The sequence below is a fragment of the Pseudomonas sp. WT-JTC genome, assembly GCF_056711565.1.
On record NZ_CM160042.1, the window covers coordinates 6,425,803 to 6,450,051 of the forward strand.

Annotated in this window: 27 protein-coding genes; 12 read left to right on the plus strand and 15 right to left on the minus strand. The window is 61.2% G+C overall.

Annotated features, from left to right (window positions below):
* Window positions 1–45: 45 nt before the first annotated feature.
* The gene (locus AC06G5_RS29275) at window positions 46–510 is read left to right on the plus strand and encodes a TIGR02444 family protein (protein WP_413703825.1); all 465 of its coding nucleotides are present in this window, start codon (window positions 46–48) and stop codon (window positions 508–510) included.
* Here AC06G5_RS29275 and AC06G5_RS29280 read toward each other — a convergent pair.
* Window positions 507–1,646, minus strand: a complete 1,140-nt coding sequence (locus AC06G5_RS29280; RefSeq protein WP_480458684.1) for an AlgP family protein — start codon at window positions 1,644–1,646, stop codon at window positions 507–509. The genes AC06G5_RS29275 and AC06G5_RS29280 overlap by 4 nt on opposite strands.
* 192 nt (window positions 1,647–1,838) lie before the next feature.
* Here AC06G5_RS29280 and AC06G5_RS29285 point away from each other — a divergent pair, with 192 nt between their 5' ends.
* A complete protein-coding gene (locus AC06G5_RS29285; RefSeq protein WP_480458685.1) occupies window positions 1,839–2,504 on the plus strand; it encodes an FKBP-type peptidyl-prolyl cis-trans isomerase in 666 nt (221 codons plus the stop codon).
* Between the two features lie 59 nt (window positions 2,505–2,563).
* Here the strand turns inward: AC06G5_RS29285 and rsd are convergent, their stop codons facing one another.
* From rsd to AC06G5_RS29320, 7 genes are all read right to left on the minus strand, one after another.
* Window positions 2,564–3,022, minus strand: coding sequence for a sigma D regulator (gene rsd / locus AC06G5_RS29290; protein WP_413427693.1), 459 nt, complete (start codon window positions 3,020–3,022; stop codon window positions 2,564–2,566).
* Window positions 3,023–3,199: 177 nt separating this feature from the next.
* Window positions 3,200–3,751 carry a disulfide bond formation protein B gene (locus AC06G5_RS29295; protein ID WP_413427692.1) on the minus strand — a complete coding sequence of 184 codons (552 nt, stop codon included), beginning with the start codon at window positions 3,749–3,751 and terminating at the stop codon, window positions 3,200–3,202.
* 262 nt (window positions 3,752–4,013) lie between these two features.
* Window positions 4,014–5,252: a heme biosynthesis protein HemY gene (locus AC06G5_RS29300; protein ID WP_413427691.1), complete on the minus strand. Its 1,239-nt coding sequence runs from the start codon at window positions 5,250–5,252 to the stop codon at window positions 4,014–4,016.
* Window positions 5,249–6,409 (minus strand): uroporphyrinogen-III C-methyltransferase, encoded by a 1,161-nt coding sequence (locus tag AC06G5_RS29305; RefSeq protein WP_413427690.1) that lies wholly within the window; start codon window positions 6,407–6,409, stop codon window positions 5,249–5,251. Before AC06G5_RS29305 ends, AC06G5_RS29300 begins: the two co-directional genes overlap by 4 nt.
* Window positions 6,410–6,425: 16 nt before the next feature.
* Window positions 6,426–7,193 carry a uroporphyrinogen-III synthase gene (locus AC06G5_RS29310; protein WP_413427689.1) on the minus strand — a complete coding sequence of 256 codons (768 nt, stop codon included), beginning with the start codon at window positions 7,191–7,193 and terminating at the stop codon, window positions 6,426–6,428.
* A complete protein-coding gene (gene hemC, locus AC06G5_RS29315; RefSeq protein ID WP_413427688.1) occupies window positions 7,190–8,131 on the minus strand; it encodes a hydroxymethylbilane synthase in 942 nt (313 codons plus the stop codon). The genes AC06G5_RS29310 and hemC overlap by 4 nt, the downstream gene beginning before the upstream one ends.
* Window positions 8,132–8,269: 138 nt before the next feature.
* Window positions 8,270–9,016, minus strand: a complete 747-nt coding sequence (locus tag AC06G5_RS29320) for a LytR/AlgR family response regulator transcription factor (RefSeq protein ID WP_008015500.1) — start codon at window positions 9,014–9,016, stop codon at window positions 8,270–8,272.
* Window positions 9,017–9,545: 529 nt separating this feature from the next.
* On the opposite strand from AC06G5_RS29320, the gene argH reads away from it, so the two are divergent.
* A complete protein-coding gene (gene argH / locus AC06G5_RS29325; protein ID WP_413427687.1) occupies window positions 9,546–10,940 on the plus strand; it encodes an argininosuccinate lyase in 1,395 nt (464 codons plus the stop codon).
* A 115-nt stretch (window positions 10,941–11,055) separates the two neighbouring features.
* Here the strand turns inward: argH and AC06G5_RS29330 are convergent, their stop codons facing one another.
* A complete protein-coding gene (locus AC06G5_RS29330) occupies window positions 11,056–11,715 on the minus strand; it encodes a glutathione S-transferase family protein (RefSeq protein ID WP_413703823.1) in 660 nt (219 codons plus the stop codon).
* A 124-nt stretch (window positions 11,716–11,839) separates the two neighbouring features.
* Here AC06G5_RS29330 and AC06G5_RS29335 point away from each other — a divergent pair, with 124 nt between their 5' ends.
* From AC06G5_RS29335 to AC06G5_RS29345, 3 genes are all read left to right on the plus strand, one after another.
* Window positions 11,840–12,136: a hypothetical protein gene (locus AC06G5_RS29335; RefSeq protein ID WP_008015502.1), complete on the plus strand. Its 297-nt coding sequence runs from the start codon at window positions 11,840–11,842 to the stop codon at window positions 12,134–12,136.
* Between the two features lie 211 nt (window positions 12,137–12,347).
* Entirely contained in the window at window positions 12,348–12,593 is a 246-nt protein-coding gene (locus AC06G5_RS29340) for a TIGR02647 family protein (protein ID WP_057398707.1), read from the plus strand.
* Between the two features lie 193 nt (window positions 12,594–12,786).
* Window positions 12,787–15,630 carry a class I adenylate cyclase gene (locus AC06G5_RS29345; protein ID WP_413703822.1) on the plus strand — a complete coding sequence of 948 codons (2,844 nt, stop codon included), beginning with the start codon at window positions 12,787–12,789 and terminating at the stop codon, window positions 15,628–15,630.
* Between the two features lie 7 nt (window positions 15,631–15,637).
* Here AC06G5_RS29345 and rnk read toward each other — a convergent pair whose 3' ends face one another.
* The 3 genes from rnk to cyaY all read right to left on the minus strand — a co-directional run bounded on the left by rnk (window position 15,638) and on the right by cyaY (window position 16,737).
* The gene (rnk, locus tag AC06G5_RS29350) at window positions 15,638–16,048 is read right to left on the minus strand and encodes a nucleoside diphosphate kinase regulator (protein WP_274073692.1); all 411 of its coding nucleotides are present in this window, start codon (window positions 16,046–16,048) and stop codon (window positions 15,638–15,640) included.
* 127 nt (window positions 16,049–16,175) lie between these two features.
* Window positions 16,176–16,400: a DUF1289 domain-containing protein gene (locus AC06G5_RS29355; RefSeq protein WP_413427684.1), complete on the minus strand. Its 225-nt coding sequence runs from the start codon at window positions 16,398–16,400 to the stop codon at window positions 16,176–16,178.
* 4 nt (window positions 16,401–16,404) lie between these two features.
* Entirely contained in the window at window positions 16,405–16,737 is a 333-nt protein-coding gene (gene cyaY / locus AC06G5_RS29360) for an iron donor protein CyaY (protein ID WP_413427683.1), read from the minus strand.
* Window positions 16,738–17,033: 296 nt separating this feature from the next.
* Between cyaY and lptM the strand changes: the two genes are divergently transcribed.
* Genes lptM through AC06G5_RS29390 form a run of 6 tightly spaced genes read left to right on the plus strand, consistent with a single transcriptional unit; the run spans window position 17,034 to window position 21,644 of the window.
* Window positions 17,034–17,210 (plus strand): LPS translocon maturation chaperone LptM, encoded by a 177-nt coding sequence (lptM, locus tag AC06G5_RS29365; protein ID WP_007980804.1) that lies wholly within the window; start codon window positions 17,034–17,036, stop codon window positions 17,208–17,210.
* A gap of 9 nt (window positions 17,211–17,219) precedes the next feature.
* Window positions 17,220–18,467: a diaminopimelate decarboxylase gene (gene lysA, locus AC06G5_RS29370; protein WP_413427682.1), complete on the plus strand. Its 1,248-nt coding sequence runs from the start codon at window positions 17,220–17,222 to the stop codon at window positions 18,465–18,467.
* Window positions 18,468–18,471: 4 nt separating this feature from the next.
* Window positions 18,472–19,302 carry a diaminopimelate epimerase gene (gene dapF / locus AC06G5_RS29375; protein WP_008015513.1) on the plus strand — a complete coding sequence of 277 codons (831 nt, stop codon included), beginning with the start codon at window positions 18,472–18,474 and terminating at the stop codon, window positions 19,300–19,302.
* A 13-nt stretch (window positions 19,303–19,315) separates the two neighbouring features.
* On the plus strand, window positions 19,316–20,041 hold the full coding sequence (locus AC06G5_RS29380; RefSeq protein WP_085716236.1) for a DUF484 family protein: 726 nt from the start codon (window positions 19,316–19,318) through the stop codon (window positions 20,039–20,041).
* Between the two features lie 2 nt (window positions 20,042–20,043).
* On the plus strand, window positions 20,044–20,943 hold the full coding sequence (gene xerC, locus AC06G5_RS29385) for a tyrosine recombinase XerC (RefSeq protein WP_480458690.1): 900 nt from the start codon (window positions 20,044–20,046) through the stop codon (window positions 20,941–20,943).
* Window positions 20,940–21,644, plus strand: coding sequence for an HAD family hydrolase (locus AC06G5_RS29390; RefSeq protein ID WP_413703821.1), 705 nt, complete (start codon window positions 20,940–20,942; stop codon window positions 21,642–21,644). Before xerC ends, AC06G5_RS29390 begins: the two co-directional genes overlap by 4 nt.
* A gap of 199 nt (window positions 21,645–21,843) precedes the next feature.
* On the opposite strand, the gene sutA is transcribed toward AC06G5_RS29390, so the two are convergent.
* The 3 genes from sutA to AC06G5_RS29405 all read right to left on the minus strand — a co-directional run bounded on the left by sutA (window position 21,844) and on the right by AC06G5_RS29405 (window position 24,246).
* The gene (sutA, locus tag AC06G5_RS29395) at window positions 21,844–22,167 is read right to left on the minus strand and encodes a transcriptional regulator SutA (RefSeq protein ID WP_007980816.1); all 324 of its coding nucleotides are present in this window, start codon (window positions 22,165–22,167) and stop codon (window positions 21,844–21,846) included.
* Window positions 22,168–22,268: 101 nt separating this feature from the next.
* Window positions 22,269–22,694 carry a secondary thiamine-phosphate synthase enzyme YjbQ gene (locus tag AC06G5_RS29400; protein ID WP_008015517.1) on the minus strand — a complete coding sequence of 142 codons (426 nt, stop codon included), beginning with the start codon at window positions 22,692–22,694 and terminating at the stop codon, window positions 22,269–22,271.
* Between the two features lie 214 nt (window positions 22,695–22,908).
* Window positions 22,909–24,246, minus strand: coding sequence for an ammonium transporter (locus tag AC06G5_RS29405; RefSeq protein ID WP_085716232.1), 1,338 nt, complete (start codon window positions 24,244–24,246; stop codon window positions 22,909–22,911).
* Window positions 24,247–24,249 lie beyond the last annotated feature (3 nt).

Genomic DNA, 24,249 nt, shown 5'->3' on the forward strand with positions numbered 1-24,249 from the left:
CGGCGGAGTCTACCAGCTTCGCTCGCAACTGGCGCGAGTAGCACTATGTCCTCTGACCTGTGGAGCTTTTCCCTGACCACCTACGCCCGTCCGGGCGTTGAGCAGGCATGCCTGCAATTGCAGTCGGCGGGGGTCAATGTGTGTCTGTTGCTGTGTGGTGCGTGGTTGGGACAACGGTGCGTGGCCTGCGATGAGCAACGCTTGCAGCAACTACGTAGCGTGGCCGTCTCGTGGGACACCGATGTCGTGCGACCGCTACGCGCGTTGCGCACACAATGGAAGGCCGAGGCCACGGAGGACGCCGACCTGCGGACCCTGCGCGAACAAGTGAAGGCACTCGAACTGGAAGCCGAGCGGCATCTGTTGTTGCGGCTGCAGAGAACGGCGCAGAGTTGGCCGCAAGGTGCCGAGACCGATCTATCAGCCTGGCTGGAAGGTGTGACGGCTGAGGCCGCCCACCTGCACCGCGACGCGCTGCATCAGCTGCGCGTCGCGGTAACCGGCACTTAGGAAGCGCTGGTTGGGGTGGTTACAGCGCTCGACGTTGCGGCAGGCGTAGGTGCTGGCGCGACTGTCGAGGTAGTTGCTGCCGGAGCAGGTGCTGCTGGCGCAGCCGGTACGACTGGCTTGGCAACCGGTGCGGTGGCTGGCTTGGCGGCAACCGGCTTTTTCACTGCAGGTTTGGCTGCTGGTTTTGCAGCGGGTTTTGCAGTGGCCGGTTTCGCGGCAGCTGGTTTTGCAGCGGCTGGCTTGGCGGCAGCGGCAGGTTTCGCTGCTGCCGGTTTTGCGGCTGGTTTTGCAGCTGGCTTGGCAGTCGCTTTTACAGCAGGTTTTGCCGCTGGCTTGGCTGCTGGTTTTGCCGCTGGTTTGGCAGCGACAGGTTTGGCAGCCGGCTTGGCAGCAGGTTTCGCCGCGGCGGTCCGGGTGGCTGGTTTAGCGGCCGGTTTTGCTGCTGGTTTTGCTGCTGGTTTTGCAGCCGGTTTAGCGGCGGCGGTTTTCGCTGCTGGTTTGGCAGCGACAGCTTTTGCAGCGGCAGGTCGAGCAGCGGCTGGCTTGGCAGCCGTGGTTTTAGCTGCAGGTTTCGCGGCGCTGGCAGCAGCCGGTTTTCTCGCAGCCGGTTTGGCGGCGGCAGTTTTCGCTGCTGGTTTGGCAGCTGCCGGTTTTGCAGCAGCAGGCTTGGCCGGTGCTTTTGCGGCAGCCGGTCTGGCGGCGGCTTTCTTCGCAGGTGCCGCAGCAGGCTTGGCTGCGCGCAGGGACAACGCCTTGCCGACAGCCTCTTGTACACGACCGACGCCCTGGGCCAGTTTCAGGCTTTCCTGAGCATCGCGCTTGAGTTGCAGAATGTAGCCGCGGGTTTCCGATTGACGATCTTTGAGGGCATCGAGCAGCTTCTCAAGATCGGCCACTGCGTCCTTGGCCTTGGCTTGCGCCTTGGCTTTTCCGGCCGCCGCAGCGTCCTGCAATTTGGTGCGGGACTTGTGCAGTTTTTCTTGCGCTTTTCCGCGCTGCTTTTCCAGTTTGGCGAGCAGTTTTTCAGCATCAGCCAAGGCTTCGGAACAAGCGGTTTCCAGGTGCTCGAGCAGGCTGCTCGAGAGTTGTTGGAGCAGGTGCAATGGAGTGTTTACTGGCTTCTTGGTGGCCGACATGGTTTACCTCCTGGCTGAAGTGAGTGCGGCTCATACTAGACCTCTGCTGCAACCGCCGCTAGGGCATGTTGACACTATCGAAAGCGTTGCGTTGCAAAGGACCGAAAAACTTCTGCGTCGAAGCAAAAGCAGTTCACCGTTGCGCGCATTCTCGCTGGCATAATCGCCCGCAATTCAGGTCGGAGAGTGCCCATGTCGCGCTACCTTTTTTTATCGCTGTGCGTGTTTTTTTCGGCGGCCCAGGCCGCCGCAACAACACAGGAAAATGAAGCCCACGATCTTGCTTACAGCCTGGGCGCGAGCCTTGGCGAACGCTTGCGCCAGGAGGCACCCGACCTGCAACTCCAGGCACTGATCGAAGGATTGCAGCAGGCCTATCAGGGCAAGCCGCTGGCGCTGAAGGACGAGCAGATCCAGCAGATATTGACCGAGCATGAAGCCCGGATTGCCATGCAGTCAGCCGAGCCGCAAAGCGAAATGGCACTGGAAAAAGAACAGCGCTTTCTCGCCGCCGAGAAAGCCAGACCCGACGTGCGAGAACTGGCTGATGGCGTGTTGCTGACCGAGTTGACGCCGGGCACTGGCGCCAAGGCCGGACCGAACGGCAAGGTGCAGGTGCTGTACATCGGTCGCTTGCCCGACGGCACGGTGTTCGATCAGAACAGTCAGCCACAGTGGTTCAGTCTCGACAGCGTGATCGCCGGATGGCGCAGCGCATTGCAAAACATGCCGGTCGGGGCGAAATGGCGACTGGTGATTCCATCGGCCCAGGCCTATGGTGCCGACGGTGCCGGCGACGTGATCGCGCCGTTCACTCCACTGGTGTTCGAAGTCGAACTGCGCGGTGCTACCGGCTGACGACACAAACGAAAACGGCGTGCCTTGGCACGCCGTTTCGGGATCTTGCAGGAAGCGCTTCAGGCCTGAACCGAATCGGTTTCCTTGTGGGCTGTGTGCAGCACTTCGATCAGGCAGTCCTCCAGCTCAAAGCGTTCGTGCAACAGGCCGCCGAGTGTCTTGAACTCTTCGGCGACACACTTTCCTGCATCGCACAGGTCATTGAACGCGAGCAGCTTTTCGGTGATGACGTCGATCCGCGGGTAGATCGTCTCGGCGAGCTCCAGGCCACGCTTGTCGTTGAAGGCCTTGGCCTCCCCCGTCAGTTGCTCGTAGATCTCAAAGTGCCCGGCCGATACATAATCGACCAGCACGCCGCAGAATTCCTGCAAGGGTTTACGATCCTCACCGAGCGCCTCAGGTTTTGCGCCAAGCTTGTCGTAGGCATCGATCAGCTCTTTGCGCTCCTGCAACCAGCGATCAATAAGCAGGTGCACTCCACCCCAGCGTTCCTGAGCATTCTGACAACTTTCGAGCATGGTGATCTCTCTTCCCTTGTGGGTCAGCTGCTCTATGCCCGTTCGCCTCTTGTTACGTCAGTGGGCGGTCAGGCAGAGCGTCATCGAGCAACATAATTCCAATGACACGTGCGGGCCAGATTATGCCCGCGCGACACCAGCTTCAAGGTACGCACGAGATAAAGTTCATACAAGTGTTTAATCGCCCGCAAAGGCCCGGTGCGACGACTCGCCGCTGAGTGGTCGCTGATAGCTGATCCAGACCAGTCGCAACGACTGGTAAACGGCCAGAATCAACATAGCGACGAAGAACAGCAGGCTCCACTCTGTGAGACTCAGATCAAACAGTGTCCAGGAAATTTCCACACAATCGGCAGCGCCCTTGAACATTTGCTGTACGACGGATAGCCAGGGCGAACTGACCAACAGATCTGTCAGATGGGTCGAGCACGCCGTTGCCTGTTCCGCCGGTAGGCTTTGCAGCAGGACCTGTCGCCACGCCGTGACAGTGCCGGCCAGGCTGCAACCAAGACCGAGCAGCCAATACAGAACGTTTCCGATGCGACCGGGGCCATGGACCGAAGCCATCAGGCAGACACCGGTAAAGAGCGCCAGACAAAACCGTTGCACAAGACACAAGCCGCAAGGCCGCAGGCCCACTGCATATTCCAGGTAGTAGGAAACGCCCATTGCCAGGGCACCCGCAACGAAAGCCATGAAAAACAAGGAGCGTGAGCAGGCCAAAGACATGGCTTTTCCGTAAAAGTAGTGACAGACCATTACGGTAGAGGAAAGCGCGAAGGCCTTTCAAGGCAAGTGCCCACGGAGACTTCAGCACAGGTGTAGGGAAATCCCGACGCAGGCGAGAGGATAAGATGTAGTCCCCTGTAGGACTTTGCCTGCGACGAAATCTGGCAACTGAATTTCAACCGATCATCTACTGCGGCGAGGAAGATTTCTGCCTCGCCGCAGGTCATCGCTCAGACGCCGGAGCCTGGCGCCAGCGTATGGGTCAAGCGCGGGCCGGCACCGGCAGAGGGGCGGCGAGCAAGCGCTCATCCAACAACCCCAGGCCTTCCTGAAACAGCTGGTTGCTGCGCTCGGTATCGCCCATTTGCGCCAACAACCTCGCCAGTTCCGCACAGGCTTCCGGATTGCGTTGTACACGCAGGCTGCTTTCCAGATAGTCCCGGGCCTTGCCCCACAAACTGTTTTGCAGGCATAGACGGCCCAGCGTCAACAGCAGACCAGGATCGGCCGGATGCTCCTTGAGCCAACCTTCGGCAGCCTGCAACTGACGGGCCGGATCTTTGCCGCGAACCAGCCCGTAGAGCCGTGCCAGGTGACTGTCGTAGCTGCGCTTGAGAGCAGTGCGCAGCACTTCTTCGGCTTCGACCTGAGCCCCCAACTGACGCAGTTGTTCGGCATACGCGAGCACCAGTTGCGGCTCCTGACGCTGTGCCGAGGTCAGTTGTTGCCAGGCACGTTCGAGCGATTGCTGCCCCACCGTCCCGTCTTCTTCCCGTTGCGCCGCCAGGGACAGGTTCGCCCCCCAGGCCCGGCGCTCCAGTTCGGCAAGCTCGGCCGCCGGCAGGATTTTGTCCTTGCGCAGCTCCGGCAGCAGGCGAATCATTGTCGACCAGTCACCACGCTGCTGAAGCAGGCGTTGCAACTGACGCAGGGTCTGTGCGTTATGCGGGTGGCGTTCACGCATGGCTTGCAGGGTGGCGAGGGCGCCTTCGGTATCACCGCGGTCGGTCTGCAACTGGGCGTGGCTCAAAGCGATCGCCAACTCGGCCTGAGGCTGACGCTCCAGGGCACGCTCCAGCAAGTTGTCGCTTTCTTCGTAATTGCCTTGTTCGTTTGCGGCACGGGCCGCACCGAGGTAGTAAAGCAGCGGTTGGCGCTCGGCTTCGGCAGCCCGATGCAAGTGACGCTGCGCGCTGGCCCAGCGCCCCTCGGCCAGGTCGAGTTGACCGTGCTCGATCGCCACCTGCACCCGACGGCTACGGTTACGTCGCGACCACGGATTGACCACGCCACTGGAAGCCATCAGCAGTTCGACCAGCGACTTGATGCCCCAGATCACCAGCCAGAGCACAGCCACCAGCGCCAAAGTAGCCCACAGGCTCGACTCATAGCGGAAGGTCTTGTAGGCAATCAGCACGTAGCCGGAATGTTCTGCAATCGCCAGCCCCAGCGCAGCGGCAGCGGCGATCACGAGGAACACGATCACATAGAGGCGTTTCATGGCATGGCCTCCGGCGCGGTGTTCGCGGCAGGCTTGGCCAGTGGCTTGACCGAATCTTCGGCGTTGACGTTGCGCCGCTCCAGATACCCCTGCACCGCGCTCAGGGTGCCGGTCATATCCGGCGTGACAACGGTGACGGGCTGCTCGCTCAACTCGGCCACCTGCTCAAGCATGACTTTGCTTTGCGCGTTGTCCGGGTTGAAGTTGCCTTTGAGAATGTCCCGCGCTTCGTCCAGCACTTGGGAGTAAACCGCCGCCTGACCATTGAGCGCGGCCCACTGTGCTTGCTCCAGCGCCAGGCTCAGGGCCAGGCGCACCTGACTCAGGCTCTGGCCGGCCAGCAATGGGCGAACGTTTTTATCGGCATTGAAATCGATACGGATGTAGCGCGAAATCTGATCCCACCATTGCGCCCAGCGACTGGCACCGTCGCCATCGGCAGTCAGGCCCAGCAACGAATCGCCACGGTCCTTGTACTCCGGCGCCAGCTCGGTAAGGCTGGCCACTTGATCGCGCAACGCGCCCAGACGCAGAAACAGCCCGGTACGATCCGGTTGCCCGGTACTGCGCAGGGCAACCAGGGTCTTGGCCACCTGCTCGCGAGCGGCAAAGGCGCCTGGGTCGTTCTGCTCGCGCAGTATCTCGTCGGCACCCTGGACCAGTGCCTGGGCGCTGCTGATGTCCTGCAAGGCGGACAGTCGCAGGCTGGCAAGACGCAGCAAATGCTCGGCTTCGGCCAAGCGCCAGTCCTTGCGACTGGCACCGAGTATGGTTTCCAGACGCTGGTTCAAACGCTGCTGATCACCTTGCAGCTGGATCACCAGGCGACTGCGCGCTTCCAGCTCATCGGCGGCAGGCAATTGCGCCAGGCGTGCGCTCAAGCGTTCCTCATTGAGCTTGAGGTTCTGCGCCTGGTCATTCAACGCTTGAACCTGGCTCAGTTGCTGCTGGTTATTGGCCTGCAGGTGACGCACCTGCCAGACACCCCAACCGCCAACCGCAACACCGGCCGCGCCCAGCAGCAGCGCGACGATAGCCAGACCATTGCCTCGACGCTGCACGGCAGCAGGTGGCGGCGGCATTTCATCAACAGGAGCATCAACAGGTGTATCAAGCACCGGTCGCGAGTCATCTTTCGGCAAGGCTGTTTCGCTCACGTATCCATCCTTTGCATTAGAAAACGGGCACGGGATGCTCCCGTAACGCCGTCAGCAAGGCCGCGGCACTGGCACCGCGACAATCCACAACTGTTTTGGCCCCGGCGGCATACGCCAGCTCGGCAACCCTGGGGCTTGGTACAAACAACGGCAACCGCGCCAATTGCGGCCAGGCATCGCCGGCCAACTGATGCAGGTGCTCAAAACCTTGTCCACTGCTGACCACCAGCCCGTTCAGGCGTTCCGCCTGGATCCGTTCCGGCAGCGCTTTCGGCGGGTAAACCGGCAATGCCCGGCGGTACAACTCCAGGTACTCGACACTAGCACCAAGCTCACGCAAACGCTCAGCCAGCAACTCGCGCCCACCCTCCCCGCGCAGGATCAGCGCTCGCGCATCGGGTTGTGCGATAGCCTCGCGCAGTCGGGAAAGTTCGAGCAAGGCTTCACTGTCATCGCCTTCTGCCGGGAAGCTCACGTCCAATCCGTGATCCTCGAGGATCTGCGCAGTCGCCGCACCGACGCTGAACCACTTCACAGCGGGCGGCGTTGGCCAGAACCGCTCAAGCAGCTCGACACCGATCCGGGCGGCCGGCTTGCTGACCACGATGACGGCGCAGAACTGATCCAGCGCCTGAATCACCTGGTGCATTGTGTCAGTGGTCGCAACCGGCACGATGTCCAAAAGCGGCAGACTGTTACTGAATATCCCCTGCTCGGCCAAAAAACTGCTCAGCGCCGCCGACTCATCGGCGGGACGCGTCAGCAGCAAGCGCCAGCCGGTCACTCGTGACCAGCCTCGCCATAGACCGCTTTGAGAATCTCGTCGGCGCCCTGGCTCAAAAGGTCTTCGGCCACTTGCACACCAAGAGCCTCGGCATCGCCACGCGGCGCACGAGCCTGGGCACTGAGCAGCCGGCCACCACTCGGATCACCGACCAGCCCACGTAACCAGACCTGTTCACCTTCCAGCACGGCGTAACAGGCAATCGGCACCTGGCAACCGCCATTGAGGTGCTTGTTGAGGGCACGTTCGGCGGTCACGCGAGTGGCGGTGTCCTGGTGATGCAGGGGTGCCAGCAGCGCATGAATTTCGCTGTCGGCGCTGCGGCATTCGATCCCCACCGCACCCTGGCCACCGGCTGGAAGACTGTCGTCGACACTGATGGCCGATGTGATGCGATCCTCAAAACCCAGACGGATCAGGCCGGCCGCGGCGAGGATGATGGCGTCGTATTCGCCGGCATCGAGCTTGGCCAGGCGGGTGTTGACGTTGCCGCGCAGGAAGCGGATTTCCAGGTCCGGACGACGGGTCAGCAATTGAGCCTGGCGGCGCAGGCTGGAGGTGCCGACGATGCTGCCCTGGGGCAACTCATCCAGGTTGGTGTAGGTGTTGGAAACGAAGGCATCGCGCGGGTCTTCCCGTTCGCAAATGCAGAACAGGCCGAGGCCTTCGGGGAAGTCCATCGGCACGTCCTTCATGGAGTGCACGGCGATGTCGGCTTCATTTTCCAACAGCGCGGTTTCGAGTTCCTTGACGAACAGGCCCTTGCCGCCGATTTTCGACAGCGGTGAGTCGAGCAGCTTGTCGCCACGACTGACCATCGGGACGAGGGTCACCAGCAAGCCCGGATGAGCCGCCTCAAGGCGGGCTTTGACGTATTCGGCCTGCCACAGGGCGAGTGCGCTTTTGCGGGTGGCGATGCGGATCTGGCGAGAGGACATGGATCAATCCGTACTGAATAGATACGGCAGATAATAACAGCTCAGCCAAATCCACTTTGACTTGTATCAGATACTACTCGGCCTCCCTGGCCCCGGATGTCCGGCAATCGGGTGTGAAATTCACCTGCGGACAGCTGATTAAAGCTGCTGCATCATCTTGCGCACACCAGCCACATGGCGCCGGCTGACGATCAGCGCATCACCGTTGAGGCCTTTGAGGAACAGCTGAAAATGCCCCAGGGGTGTGCGTTGCAATCGCTCGATACGCTCGCGGGCGACCAGTGCATTGCGATGGATACGCACGAAACGGTCACCGAATTCGTCCTCGAGGGCCTTGAGCGGCTCATCGAGCAGCACCTCACCGCCCTCGTGGCGCAAGGTCACGTATTTGTGGTCGGCAATGAAGTACACCACCTGATCCAGCGGAATCAGCTCGATCCCTTTACGGGTTCGGGCGCTGATATGGCTGCGCGGGCCGTTGCCGCTTTCGGCAGCAGGGCGGGTCAGGGCGGCGAGCTGGGCACGGCTGGGGCGCTCGGCTCTCTTTAATGCGTCATGTAACTGTTCAGTTCTCACAGGTTTCACCAGATAGCCTACGGCGCTGGCCTGTAAGGCTTCCACGGCAAATTCATCGGGCCCGGCGCAGAACACCACGGCGGGCGGAGTTTCGCGTTCGCATAACCGCGCAGCCACTTGCAGGCCATCGAGGCCGGGCATGCGGATATCAAGCAGCACGATATCCGGCTTGTGGCTGTCGATCAGTGCCAACGCCTCTTCGCCATTCGTGGCACTAGGCTCCAGGACACTGTATCCCTCGAGTTCGCCAACCATTCGGCTCAGGCGCTCGCGGGCCAAGGGTTCGTCATCAACGATCAGGACATTCATATTGCGCTGGATTCCTGCGTGAGTCTCGCACAAGGATAGCGTAGACAGGTGAAGTGACGTCTGTCACCGCGATCCACGCTAAGACTAGCCCGAGCGTCAAAAAGTGCCGCTGGTCGGGCGGCTAAATTTTCATCTGCCAGGCAACTGGCGGCCCAGGCCCGCATTGGCGACACATCGCCACAGGGTTTGCTGATACGCAATATGAACACCCCACTCTTTTTTATGGTCAGCGGCTGCACCGAGAAGTGCGCTGATCCTATTGTCCAACTGTAGACGGTTGCCGGGACGATACAGCTCAATTGAAAAATATCGTTGCGCTAATGCAGGAGCGAGCTTGCTCGCGATGGGCGTTAACGAAAACGCGGGTATCCTGGATACACGCGTCGCGCTCAGGATCATCGCGAGCCTGCTCGCTCCTACAGGTCCAGTGAAAACGTGTCGACCAGTGTCAGCGACAGGATTGGCAACCCTGTTATTATCCGCGCCAGCGTTCCACGCCTTCTTTCATCAAGCCGATACGAGCGAATTCATGAGCACTGACAAGACCAATCAGTCCTGGGGCGGCCGCTTCAGTGAACCCGTCGACGCCTTCGTCGCCCGCTTCACCGCCTCCGTCACCTTCGACCAGCGCCTGTATCGCCACGACATCATGGGCTCGATCGCCCACGCCACCATGCTGGCCAAGGTCGGCGTGCTGACCGATGCCGAGCGCGACAGCATCATCGATGGCCTGAAGACCATCCAGGGTGAAATCGAGGCCGGCCAGTTCGACTGGCGCATCGACCTCGAAGACGTCCACATGAACATCGAGGCGCGACTGACCGACCGCATCGGCGTGACCGGTAAAAAGCTGCACACCGGCCGCAGTCGTAACGACCAGGTCGCCACCGACATCCGTCTTTGGCTGCGTGACGAGATCGACCTGATCCTGGCCGAAATCACCCGCCTGCAAAAAGGCCTGCTGGAGCAGGCCGAGCGTGAAGCCGCCAGCATCATGCCGGGGTTCACCCACCTGCAGACTGCACAGCCGGTGACGTTCGGGCACCACATGCTGGCCTGGTTCGAAATGCTCAGCCGCGACTACGAACGCCTGGTCGACTGCCGCAAACGTACCAACCGCATGCCGCTGGGCAGCGCGGCACTGGCTGGCACCACCTACCCGATCGATCGTGAATACACCGCACAATTGCTGGGTTTCGACGCGGTTGGCGGCAATTCGCTGGATAATGTTTCCGATCGCGATTTCGCCATCGAGTTCTGCTCGGCCGCCAGCATCGCGATGATGCACCTTTCGCGCTTCTCCGAAGAGCTGGTGCTGTGGACCAGCGCGCAGTTCCAGTTCATCGATCTGCCCGACCGTTTCTGCACCGGCAGCTCGATCATGCCGCAAAAGAAAAACCCGGACGTGCCGGAGCTCGTGCGCGGCAAGACCGGTCGCGTGTTCGGCGCACTGATGGGCCTGCTGACCCTGATGAAAGGCCAGCCTCTGGCCTACAACAAGGACAACCAGGAAGACAAGGAACCGCTATTCGACGCCGCCGACACCCTGCGCGATTCGCTGCGGGCCTTCGCCGACATGGTTCCGGCGATCAAGCCCAAGCACGCGATGATGCGCGAAGCGGCCCTGCGCGGCTTCTCTACCGCTACCGACCTGGCCGACTACCTGGTGCGTCGCGGCCTGCCATTCCGCGATTGCCACGAAATTGTGGGGCATGCCGTGAAGTACGGCGTGGACAGCGGCAAGGACCTGGCGGAAATGAGCCTGGAAGAGCTGCGCAAGTTCAGCGACCAGATCGATCAGGACGTGTTCGCCGTGCTGACCCTCGAAGGCTCGGTCAATGCCCGTAACCACATCGGCGGTACTGCGCCGGCACAGGTGAAAGCTGCTGTAGCGCGCGGTCAGACGCTGCTCGCCAGCCGCTAAAAGCTTCGTCGGCTCGCCGCCCGGAGCAAGCCCGTCCCCACAGGTTTGATGTGCAAACACAATCCAGTGTGGGAGCGGGCCTGCCCGCGATGACTGACTTCAAAACGCCACAGAACTACTTTTTGGCAGCAATCATCGCCATGAACGCCGGCATCGCCGCTTCCCGATCAGCCGCCACACGCTGCACATTCGGATTACCCCCCAAAAACTCCAGCAACGCCTTGGCCTTCGGCATCTCGGCCAATAGATCGATGCCAAACAACTTCTTGGCGACCCCACACGCCAGCGGCACGCTGAACAGGAAATACAGATCCGCCACGCTCAAACTGTCGCCAGCCACGTAAGGGCTGAATTTGCCATGCCGGCCCAGCGCTGCCATCCCCAGCAACAGTTCGGCCCTGGTTTTTTCCTTGATCGCTTCCGGCACGCTCGTGCCGAAAAACGCTTCGGCGAAGCAGGCTCGCCCCGGCAATTCGATGTACAGCTCGATTTCCCTGGCCAGTGCCAGCACCTGAGCGCGCTCGAACGGATCGCTCGGCAGCAGTGGTTTGCCTTTCTGAGTTTGCTCGATGTATTCGAGGATCACGCTGGTTTCATTGATGAAGCCCTGTTCAACACCCAACACCGGTACCTTGCCGCGTGGACTGATGGCCAGCGCTTCAGGTGTCTGGCCAGCGTAAAACGGCACCTCTTCGAAGGGCAGTCCTTTTTCCAGCAGCGCCAGTTTGACCATGTTGTAGTAGTTACTGACGGAGAATCCATAAAGCTTGATCATCACAAAGCCTCCAGGCCATGCGGGGTGGGCAGTGCCTGTTTATAGAACGCTGCCGGGATTCTTGCCAGCAGCATCACGCGGCTGAATGCGGGTAAACTGGCCACCTTTCCCTGAGGAGCCTGCCATGAGCGAGCCGACCCCCGATACCAACCAAGACGACATCGACGAAGAAGAGTTCGCCGAGAACACGCTGATCGAAGCCATTGAGAATCAAATCGAAAGCGACAACCCGCCAGCCGCCAAGGCGACGTTCAACAAGCTGACGCTGGTGGGTTACGAGCGGGAAGAGATCCTCAACTTGATGGCCCACGTTCTGGCGGTAGAAATCGACGCGATCCTCGAAGAAGACCGCGCGTTCAACACCGAATGGTACGAAGCTGCACTGCGCGCGTTGCCCGAATTGCCACCGGAAAAGCAATAAGCCCACGCCCCCCCTGTAGGAGCGAGCTTGCTCGCGAAAAACCCGAGAGCGCCACGGGACATCTGGTTTTACGCGTCATCGTTGACGACCATCGCGAGCAGGCTCGCTCCTACAGAAGCGAAAAAACCCTGCCGCAAGCACTGGACATGCCGCACAAGCGGGTTCACCTTAGGGGCGCTGTCGCCCAATTCCTAGAAAGTCTGGAGTCCCTATGTCGCTTACCCCTGAGTTGGTTGCCGAACTGGAAATCCTCGCACTCTTCAACCTGGACAGTTCCCAGGAAGGTTTGAAAATTCATCAGACCGCTGCCCCGAAAGCCATTGCCGCTGCCAAACGCCTGTTTGAAAAAGATCTGATCGACCAGCCTGATGGCGGCTATCTCACCAGCCTGGGTCGTGACGCCGCGCAAAGTGTGCAAACCGTGCTCACCATTCTGAGAGCCGAAGAAACAGCCTGAATTCCCCCGCATCGCCCACGGAAACCCCTGCTGAAGGATTTCCGCGGGCGCATTTTGTTGCCCGCTGTCGCGACGCGATAGAAGTCTGACGCCAGAAATACAAAATCAGCTTAAAAGTCCCGTGGCCGAGGCGCTAAACTGCCCCTCACCTGAGACTCCCACGTCCGAGCCCTGCGAGCCGGTTTGAGCTGACATGACCCGCACCCATGAAATCCGCCCTGATCTGGACGAGGGAATCGACCGCAAGGTTCTCAGCCAGCTGCGCGCACGCTTTCTGAAACTCAACGAAGGACGCATGGCTCGTGCCATGGAAGGGTTGTCGACCCGCCAGCAAGGGGTCCTGACCTTGCTGCCGCTGTTTTTCCACGTCAATCATCCGCTGCTGCCCGGCTACGTTTCCGGCAGTACGCCGGCCGGGCTGTCGAATTTCGAGCCGGATGCCAATGTCCTCGCTGAAGCCCAGCGCCTGACCCGCTCGTTTTCCTACAAGCCGCGCCACGGCAGCAACCCGCCCCGGCCGATTCACGGACTGTTCCTGATGGGCAGCCTCGGCACCCTGGCACAAGCCGACCAGAGCGACATGGATGTGTGGGTCTGCCATGGGCCGGACCTGACCGAGAGTGAACTCGCCGAACTGCGCAAAAAGTGCCAGCTGCTGGAAGCCTGGGCCGCCAGCCAGGGCGCCGAAGCGCACTTTTTCCTGGTCGACCCGAGCCGTTTCGTCCGCGGCGAGCGCGATACCCAGCTCAGTTCGGAGGATTGCGGCACCACCCAGCACTACCTGTTGCTGGACGAGTTTTACCGCACCGCGATCTGGCTGGCCGGGCGTACACCGATCTGGTGGCTGGTGCCGGTCTATGAAGAGTCGAGCTACGACCGCTACACCCATACCCTGATTTCCAAACGCTTTATCCGCGCCGATGAAACCCTCGACCTCGGCAACCTGGCCTTCATCCCGCCCGGCGAATTCATCGGTGCCGGGCTCTGGCAGTTGTTCAAGGGCATCGAGTCGCCGTACAAGTCGGTGCTCAAGCTGTTGCTGACCGAGGTTTACGCCAGCGAACACCCCAGGGTCCATTGCCTGAGCCTGCGCTTCAAGCAAGCAGTGTTCGCCAACCGCCTCGACCTCGACGAGCTGGATCCGTACGTCGTGGTGTACCGGCGCATCGAAGAATACCTGCTCGCCCGCAACGAACCGGAACGGCTGGAACTGGTGCGTCGTGCGCTGTACCTGAAGGTCAATCGCAAGCTGACCGGCAGCAGCCGCACCCAGAGCTGGCAACGTTCATTGCTTGAGCGCCTCGCCCGCGAATGGCACTGGGACCAGCGGCAACTGGCTCTGCTCGACAGCCGCAGTCAGTGGAAAGTCCGCCAGGTCAGCGCCGAGCGACGGGCGCTGGTCAACGAGCTGAACTACAGCTATCGCTTCCTCACCCAGTTTGCCCGTCACGAACAGACGGTCAGTCGCATCAACAAGCGCGACCTGAGCGTCCTCGGACGCCGACTGCATGCCGCTTTCGAGCGCAAGGCCGGCAAAGTCGAGTTCATCAACCCCGGCATCGCCCCGGACCTGGCCGAAGACACCCTGACGCTGGTGCACGCAGCGAACAAGAAAGAACCGGGACAAAGCCTGTGGGGTTTGTACAACGGCAGCCTGACGGCGCTGGAATGGGAACATTTCGCACCGATCAAGCGCAGCCGTCACTTGCTGGAACTGCTGACCTGGTGCCACCGCAATGGCGTGATCGACAGCAGCACCCGCCTGGCCTTGCATCCCGGCACCAGCGACTTGAGCGAATTCGAACTGTTCAACCTGCTCGGTAGCCTGCAACAGACCATCGCCCTGCCCTTGCCCACCGTCGCCGAAGAACCTCTGTTGCGTGCCAGCGTACCGAGTGAAGTGCTGATTCTGGTCAACGTCGGCATCGATCCGCTCAAGCACCATCGCGACCTGAATATCCTGATGACCACCGAGCGCACCGACTCCCTGAGCTACGCTGGCGTCCGGGAAAATCTGGTCCTGACCCTGGACCAGGTCACGCTCAATAGCTGGAACGAAGTGCTGGTCGGCCGCTACGACGGCCCCCACGCCCTGCTCGACTGCATCCGCGACTACCTCAACAACCTGCCGGCCGGGCCGCAGCAGCCGAAGTTGCGGGTGCGTTGCTTCTGCCATAACCGTGCGCAGTTCATCGCCCAACGGGTGGAAGAAATTCTCGATACCGCGCAGAACCTGCTGCTGAGCCGGCTCAATCATCGCTACCTGATCCAGGTCCAGCAGCACTACCACGTTCTGGAGTTGGTGCCGGGCCAGGTCCAACACATCGCGCTGACCACTCTGCCGGCGCTGATCGATTACCTGGGCGAAGAAATGGTGAGCTACAGCCCGCTTCACCTGGACCCAAAGGCACTGGAAGAGCACGACCTTGCGCTGTTCCTGCCCACGGGCCAGCCGGACTGCATTCAAGTGTTCTACCGGGTCAACGAAGATCAGGCTGATGTGTACGTACTCGATGAGTTCAATGCCCTGTGGCAGCAACGCCTGCCCTGGCACGACGAGCAAAGCCTGCTGGTACCGCTGCAGCGCTTCCTGCAATCGATCCAGTACCGTCGCGATGCCTTGTTGCCGATGGACGCCGCCCACCCGCTGAACCTCGACACCCTGTATTGCCAGTTGCTGCCGTCAGGCCCTGGCCGCGCGCGCCGCATCGAAACCCGGCCGATACCACAGACGCCGATGAACAAACCGTTCTACGACGTGCAGGCGATCGTCGGCAAAGCCGCACCGGGCCAAGTGCAGGTGACGCTGTATTGCAATCAACGGGAGTTTTCCGAACTGGAGCATGGCGACCAGCTGTTCAGCGTGGTCGCCCGGGAAATCGTCGGGCAGCGCCAGGAAACCGAACGCTACCGCTGCTACATCACCGACCTCGACCTGTCAGGCCTGCTCGGCGAAGGGCAGAGTTCCACCCATCTGTACCTGCGTTACAAGGCTGACCTGGAGCGCGCATTGAACGAGGCACTCGGGCAGGTCTGAGGGGATGTCACTCCGGGAACGCGCCGCCATTGGCAGGCTGCGACTCGACTTCCAGCAAGGTCAGTTTCAGGGTCTTGCCGCCCGGAGCCGGCCAGTCGATGTGCTGGCCAACCTTCAGGCCGAGCAGCGCGCTGCCCACCGGCGCCAGGATCGAGATCTTGCCTTCGTCGGCATTCGCATCCTTGGGGTACACCAGGGTCAGGTGGTAGTCCTTGCCACTGCCTTCTTCGCGGCAATGCACACGGGAGTTCATGGTCACGACATCCGCCGGCACTTCATCGTGACCGACCAGGGTATCGGCGCGGTCCAGTTCTGTCTGCAGCGCGATAACACCCGGCAGCGTCTCGTCCAGGCTGTCGATCAGACGCTCCAGACGCTGTACGTCCAGACGGGTAAGGGTGATGGAAGGTGCGGTCATGATCTGGGCAGACTCCTTTCTTCTGCACGAAAAAAAGCAAAACCCCGCCAGAAAAAGGCGGGGTTTTCACAAGCCTCGATGGGTTGAGGCATATCTGGACACTATCACAGCTCAAAAAATATACAAGTCATGGCCCGGAGCCCTGTTTGCGCTGCGAGGCCTGCGCACAAATCACCCGCCGGCGCTCGTCATCGGCCGAGCGCCATTCGCGGATATCTTCGACATGGCGGAAGCAGCCCAGGCAGACTTTCTGCTCGTCCAGCCGACACACACCGCTGCACGGCGACGGCACCGCCGGGCTGACATTGCTGTAGAGCGGCTTGGGCGCACGGACAGGCGCAGGCTGGGTCACGATCTCACAGGCCTTCGAAATCGAGATCGACGTCAGCCTGTTGCTTGACGATACGCTCGAGCATTTCACCCAACTGCTCTTCGCTCTTGTCGCACATCCAACGCTCGCTCTCTTCGTCGTAGTCGAAGTGGAAACCACCGGATACCGCCGCCAGCCACAGCTGGCGCAGTGGTTCCTGACGACTGAAGATCAACTGAGTGCCGTTTTCGAACTTGACGGTCAGCACACCGGCCGAGCTCTCCAGATCGATATCCAGGTCGCTCTCGTCAAAGATGTCCTCCAGGGATTGCTGGGTGGCATCGACCAGGTCATGGAAACGCGCTTCGGACAAACTCATTACGGCAACCTCAAAAAGTGTCTGATCAGGCTCAAGCGCCGCAAGATACGACCGAGCTCCGTCGATTGCAAAGGATAACGACCTGTGGGAGCGGGCTTGCTCGCGAATACGGACTGACATTCAACATTGATGTCGACTGACACGACACCTTCGCGAGCAAGCCCGCTCCCACACGGATTGCATGATACCGACCGGCATCGGGCCAAGGCCCGCCGGACGGGCGGTCCGTTGCATAGGCAAGCCGCCGGGTGGCCGGTATACTCCGGCGCAATTAATGCATTTTCAAGGATTTCGCCATGAAGCGCCTGATCTCTTCCCTTGCTGCGCTCCTCGCGGTCGCCTGCCTTGTGTCGGCCTGCGGTCAAAAAGGCCCGCTCTACCTGCCTGACGAAGACCAGGACCCTGTCGAACAGGCCAAGTCGTCGCAACAGCAGCCTGCCTCCAAAGCACACAAGCACGACGTCTACCAATAAGGGAACCTCATGGACGCTTTTAACTACCGTGACGGTGAACTGTTCGCGGAAGGTGTTGCCCTGTCTGCCATCGCCGAGCGCTTTGGTACACCCACCTACGTTTACTCCCGTGCGCACATCGAAGCCCAATACCTGGCTTACGCCGATGCGCTGGTCGGCACGCCGCACCTGGTGTGCTATGCGGTCAAGGCCAACTCCAACCTGGGTGTCCTGAATGTCCTGGCGCGTCTGGGCGCCGGTTTCGACATCGTCTCCCGTGGTGAGCTGGAGCGTGTACTGGCCGCTGGTGGCAGCGCCGACAAGATCGTGTTCTCCGGCGTCGGCAAGACTCGTGGCGACATGCGTCGCGCCCTGGAAGTCGGCGTGCACTGCTTCAACGTCGAATCCACCGACGAGCTGGAACGCCTGCAGGTGGTCGCCGCCGAACTGGGCGTTCGCGCGCCGATTTCGCTGCGCGTCAACCCGGACGTCGATGCTGGCACCCACCCGTACATTTCCACCGGTCTCAAAGAGAACAAGTTCGGCATCGCCATCGCCGACGCCGAAGACGTGTACGTGCGTGCCGCGCAGCTGCCGAACCTGGAAGTGGTCGGCGTCGATTGCCACATCGGCTCGCAACTGACCACCCTGCCGCCGTTCATCGACGCCCTCGACCGCCTGCTGGGCCTGGTCGACCGCCTCGGCGATTGCGGCATCTACCTGCGCCACATCGATCTCGGTGGCGGCCTGGGTGTGCGTTATCGCGACGAAGAGCCGCCATTGGCCGCCGACTACATCAAGGCCGTGCGTGAACGCCTCGACGGTCGTGACCTGGCGCTGGTGTTCGAGCCGGGCCGCTTCATCGTGGCCAATGCCGGCGTGCTGCTGACTCAGGTCGAGTACCTCAAGCACACCGAGCACAAAGACTTCGCCATCGTCGATGCAGCCATGAACGACCTGATCCGCCCGGCGCTGTACCAGGCCTGGATGGACGTCACAGCCGTGCGCCCACGCACTACCGCTGCCCGCGCCTACGACATCGTCGGCCCGATCTGCGAGACCGGCGACTTCCTGGCCAAGGATCGTCAGCTGGCCCTGGAAGAAGGCGACCTGCTGGCCGTGCATTCGGCCGGTGCCTACGGGTTTGTCATGAGCTCCAACTACAACACCCGCGGTCGTACCGCTGAAGTGCTGGTGGACGGTGATCAGGCATTCGAAGTGCGTCGCCGTGAGACGGTAGCCGAGTTGTTTGCTGGCGAAAGCCTGCTGCCGGAGTAAAACCATGCTGCTGCGTTTTACCAAGATGCACGGCCTGGGCAACGACTTCATGGTCCTCGACCTGGTCAGCCAGCACGCGCACATTCTGCCCAAGCATGCCAAGCAATGGGGCGACCGGCACACCGGCATCGGTTTCGACCAGTTGCTGATCGTCGAGGCGCCGAGCAACCCGGACGTGGACTTCCGCTATCGGATCTTCAACTCCGACGGTTCCGAAGTGGAACAATGCGGCAACGGTGCGCGCTGCTTCGCCCGTTTTGTGCTCGACAAGCGCCTGACCGCAAAACGTGTGATTCGCGTCGAAACCAAAAGCGGCATCATTGAGCTGGACGTGCGTAACGACGGCCAGATCAGCGTCAACATGGGAGCCCCGCGCCTGGTGCCAGCGGATATTCCGTTCCAGGCGCCGGAGCAGGCCAAGAGTTATCAGGTCGACGTCGACGGCACCCCGGTCGATCTGGCTGCCGTGTCCATGGGCAATCCCCATGCGGTGGTACGGGTCAGCGACATCAACAACGCACCGGTGCATGAACTGGGCCCGAAAATCGAACATCACCCGCGCTTCCCGGCACGGGTCAATGTCGGCTTTCTCCAGGTCATCGACCGGAGCCGCGCGCAGTTGCGCGTCTGGGAACGCGGTGCCGGGGAAACCCAGGCTTGCGGAACCGGCGCCTGTGCTGCCGCAGTGGCTGCGATCAGCCAGGGGTGGATGGATTCGCCGCTATTGATCGACCTGCCTGGCGGGCGCCTGTCCATCGAATGGGCAGGCCCTGGCCAACCGGTGATGATGACCGGCCCGGCAGTGCGCGTATATGAAGGACAAGTGCGTCTTTGAGTGAGCGAAACCCATGACCGACAAGCCCCAGGTACCCGCACGACAAGCTGACGAATCACCGTCCGAAAGCCTGGAGGCGGCGGCTGTAGCCGCGTACCTGGAGGCTCATCCGGACTTCTTCGTCGAGCACGAAGAACTGCTCCCGTCCCTGCGCATCCCCCATCGGCGCGGCGATACCGTGTCGCTGGTGGAGCGTCAGATGACCATCCTGCGCGACCGCAACATCGAACTACGTCATCGCCTCTCGCACCTGATGGACGTGGCCCGCGACAACGATCGTCTCTTCGACAAGACCCGTCGACTGATCCTGGCGCTGATGGATGCCGCCAGCCTGGAAGACGTGGTGATGTGCGTCGAAGACAGCCTGCGCCAGGAATTCCAGGTGCCCTTCGTCAGTCTCATCCTGCTTGGTGACAACGCCATGCCAGTCGGCCGCTGGGCCACTCACGCCGAAGCACAAGTGGCCATCGGCGGCTTGCTCTCGGAAGAAAAAAGCGTCAGCGGCAGCCTGCGCGAACATGAGCTGGACTTCCTGTTCGGCGAAGAACAACGCAAGCAGATCGGCTCCACCGCGGTCGTTGCCATCAGCCACCAGGGCATCCACGGCATCCTGGCCATCGCCAGCCGCGATCCGCAGCACTACAAAAGTTCGGTGGGCACCCTGTTCCTGAGCTACATCGCTGAAGTCATGGGTCGCGTGCTGCCACGGGTCAACAACTCCCTGCGCTCGGTACGCTGAACATGGAACGGCAACTGGACGCTTACTGCGAACACCTGCGCAGTGAGCGGCAGGTGTCGCCGCACACGCTGTCGGCCTATCGCCGCGACCTCGATAAAGTGCTGGGCTGGTGCATCAAACAGAACATCGGCAGCTGGGCAGCGCTGGACATCCAGCGCCTGCGCAGCCTGATTGCCCGCCTGCACGCCCAGGGTCAATCATCGCGCAGCCTGGCGCGATTGCTGTCGGCCGTTCGCGGGCTTTATCACTACCTGAACCGCGAAGGCCTGTGCGACCACGATCCGGCCAATGGCCTGGCACCGCCCAAAGGCGAACGCCGCCTGCCGAAAACCCTCGACACCGACCGCGCCCTGCAACTGCTTGAAGGCGGGGTTGAAGATGACTTTCTGGCGCGTCGGGACCAAGCGATCCTGGAGTTGTTCTACTCCTCCGGGCTGCGGCTTTCGGAGCTGACGGGGCTCAATCTCGATCAACTCGACCTGGCAGACGGCATGGTCCAGGTGCTCGGCAAAGGCAGCAAGACCCGCCTGCTGCCGGTAGGCAAAAAGGCCCGCGAGGCACTGGAACAGTGGCTGCCCCTGCGAGCCATGGCCAACCCGGCGGACGATGCGGTGTTTGTCAGCCAGCAAGGCCGGCGCCTCGGTCCACGGGCGATCCAGGTGCGGGTCAAGGCGGCCGGCGAGCGCGAACTGGGGCAAAACCTGCACCCGCACATGCTGCGGCACTCCTTCGCCAGCCACTTGCTGGAGTCCTCCCAGGACCTGCGCGCGGTGCAGGAGCTGCTCGGCCACTCGGACATCAAGACCACGCAGATCTACACCCACCTGGACTTCCAGCATCTGGCAGCGGTATACGACAGCGCCCACCCACGGGCCAAACGCATGAAAGGCGACGATTCATGAGTATTCAGTTGATCACCTTCGACCTCGACGACACCCTGTGGGACACCGCCCCGGTCATCGTCAGCGCCGAAGCCGTTTTGCGTGAATGGCTGACCGAGCACGCACCCAACCTGGGGGCAGTGCCGGTGGAGCATCTTTGGGCTATTCGCGAGCGAGTATTGAGCAACGAGCCAAGCCTCAAGCACCGCATCAGCGCGCTGCGTCGGCGGGTGCTGTTCCATGCGCTGGAAGAGTCCGGTTACGGGCATGACGAGGCGTCGGACCTGGCGGACAAGAGTTTTGAGGTGTTTCTGCACGCTCGCCATCAGATCGATGTGTTTCCGGAGGTTGAACCGACCCTGGAAATCCTCGCCAACCATTACGCCCTCGGCGTAGTCACCAACGGCAATGCCGATGTGCGTCGGCTGGGGCTGGCGGACTACTTCAAGTTTGCGTTGTGCGCCGAAGACATCGGCATCGCCAAACCCGATGCGCGACTGTTTCATGAGGCCTTGCAACGCGGTGGTGCAACCGCTGAAACCGCGGTGCACATCGGCGATCATCCAGGTGATGACATTGCCGGGGCGCAGCAAGCGGGATTGCGTGCGATCTGGTTCAACCCCTCGGGCAAGACCTGGGAAGCCGAACGCCTGCCGGATGCCGAGATTCGCAGCCTGACCGAGTTGCCAGCGTTGTTGGCGCGGTGGAACACCCAACGCTGATCCTGAGATCCTGCACATACCCTGTGGGAGCGGGCTTGCTCGCGAAAGCGGTGCGCCAATCGACATCCATGCTGACTGATACGACCCCTTCGCGAGCAAGCCCGCTCCCACATGGGGTTGTGTCGAACTCAAGAGTTTTGTTTCAGGCATGAAAAAGCCCGCAGCGACGGCGGGCTTTTTCAGCAAGCGGGTAGCAGGCTCAGATAGGCCGGCTGCCATACTTGTTGTCAGGCTTCTTGGGAGGATCTGCGACCACATTGGCCTCCACTTCCTGCACCTTGCCACCACGGGCCAGGAACTCTTCCATGGCCTTGGCCAGGGCGTCGCGTTCCTTGTTCTTGGCTTCGACACTCGGCAGCTCATCGACCGATACCGCTGCCTTGGCCTTGCCTTTGGCGGTCGGAACCGGCGCATCACCACCGTCGTCTTCAGCGACGTCTTCCGCCGCTGCTTCCAGACCTTCTTCGGTTTCGTCGTCGTCGCCTACTTCGAGGTCGTCGTTTTCCAGATCATCGTCGCTCATGTTCTACCTCATGACTTGCGAAAAGCAGATTAGTTATAGCCCAGCTTTGCCCTCTGTCGAAGGCTGCCGGAAAAAAATCAATAGCCGCCGCTGACCAGCGGTTATGCCTCTTCACCGTGCACGGTGGCGAGGACTTTACGGGCACCGCCATGATCACGGTGCTCGCCCAGGTAAACGCCTTGCCAGGTCCCCAACGCCAGCCGGCCTGCCGAAATCGGCAAACTGAGCTGACAGCCAAGTACACTGGCCTTGAAGTGCGCCGGGAGGTCGTCCAGGCCTTCGTCGTTGTGCTCATAGCCGTCTGTTCCTTGTGGGATCAGACGATTGAAAAACCGTTCGAAGTCGCGACGTACCGCCGGATCGGCGTTCTCGTTGATGGTCAACGACGCCGAGGTATGCTGCAGCCACAAATGCAACAGACCGACCCGACACGCCTTGAGTTCAGGCAGGCCGGCGAGTAACTCGTCCGTTACCAGATGAAAGCCCCGGGGCCTCGCCCGCAAGGTAATCAGAGTCTGTTGCCACATACAGTTCTCCGCACGTTCGGGGCGCATTCTAGCGCGCTCTGGGAAAAAACAAAGGCCCTAATATTCCTTCATTCCTGTAAGACTTCGGCTGCACAAAAACACCCGACGCAAACATCGCAAAACCTGTAGGAAAAAACCTTTCAGCGCGCTCTTCAATGACAAATTTCAGACAAAAAAATGCCCGGCAAGCCGGGCAAGTTTTTTACACGCGTACTTACAAGTTGTAGCCGCGTTCGTTGTGAAGCGCCAGATCGATGCCGACCGCTTCTTCTTCTTCGTTGATGCGCAGGCCCATGACCGCATCCAGCACCTTGAGGATGATGAATGTGGCGATCGCGGTGTAGATCACCGTGAAGCCCACGCCTTTGCACTGAATCCACACTTGAGCGGCGATATCGGTCACGGTGCCGAAGCCACCCAGGGACGGTGCGGCGAACACACCGGTCAGGATTGCGCCGAGGATACCGCCGATACCGTGCACGCCGAAGGCGTCCAGGGAGTCGTCATAGCCGAGCTTGCGCTTCAGGGTGGTGGCGCAGAAGAAGCACACCACGCCTGCCGCCAGACCGATTACCAGCGCGCCCATCGGGCCAACGGTGCCGGCAGCCGGGGTGATTGCCACCAGACCGGCAACCACGCCCGAAGCGATACCCAGTGCGCTAGGTTTGCCGTGGGTGATCCACTCGGCAAACATCCAGCCCAGTGCCGCAGCGGCGGTAGCGATTTGCGTCACCAGCATGGCCATACCGGCGGTGCCGTTGGCCGCAGCGGCGGAGCCGGCGTTGAAACCGAACCAGCCGACCCACAGCATGGCCGCGCCCATCAAGGTGTAACCGAGGTTGTGCGGCGCCATCGGCGTAGTCGGGAAGCCTTTGCGCTTGCCCAGCACCAGGCAGGCAACCAGACCGGCCACACCGGCGTTGATGTGCACCACGGTGCCGCCGGCGAAGTCCAGAACGCCCCAGTCCCACAACAGGCCGCCGTTACCGGACCAGACCATGTGCGCAATCGGCGCGTAAACCAGGGTGAACCACACGCCCATGAACACCAGCATTGCGGAGAACTTCATCCGCTCGGCGAAGGCGCCGACGATCAACGCCGGGGTGATGATGGCGAAAGTCATCTGGAAGGTGACGAACACCGCCTCAGGAAACAGCGCCGCAGGCCCGGTCAGGCTGGCTGGCGTGATGCCGGCGAGGAATGCCTTGCCCATGCCGCCGATGAACGAGTTGAAGTTGACGACGCCCTGCTCCATGCCCGTCGTGTCGAACGCAATGCTGTAGCCATAAATGACCCACAGGACACTGATCAGACCGGTAATGGCGAAGCACTGCATCATCACGGAAAGAATGTTTTTCGACCGAACCATGCCGCCGTAGAACAGCGCAAGGCCGGGAATGGTCATGAACAGCACCAGGGCTGTAGAGGTCATCATCCAGGCGGTGTCGCCGGAGTTGAGGACCGGGGCCGCCACTTCGTCTGCCGCCAAAGCAAGGCTGGGCATTACGATGGACAACAGGGCTCCTAGCCCTGCGAATTTACGCAGAGTCATATT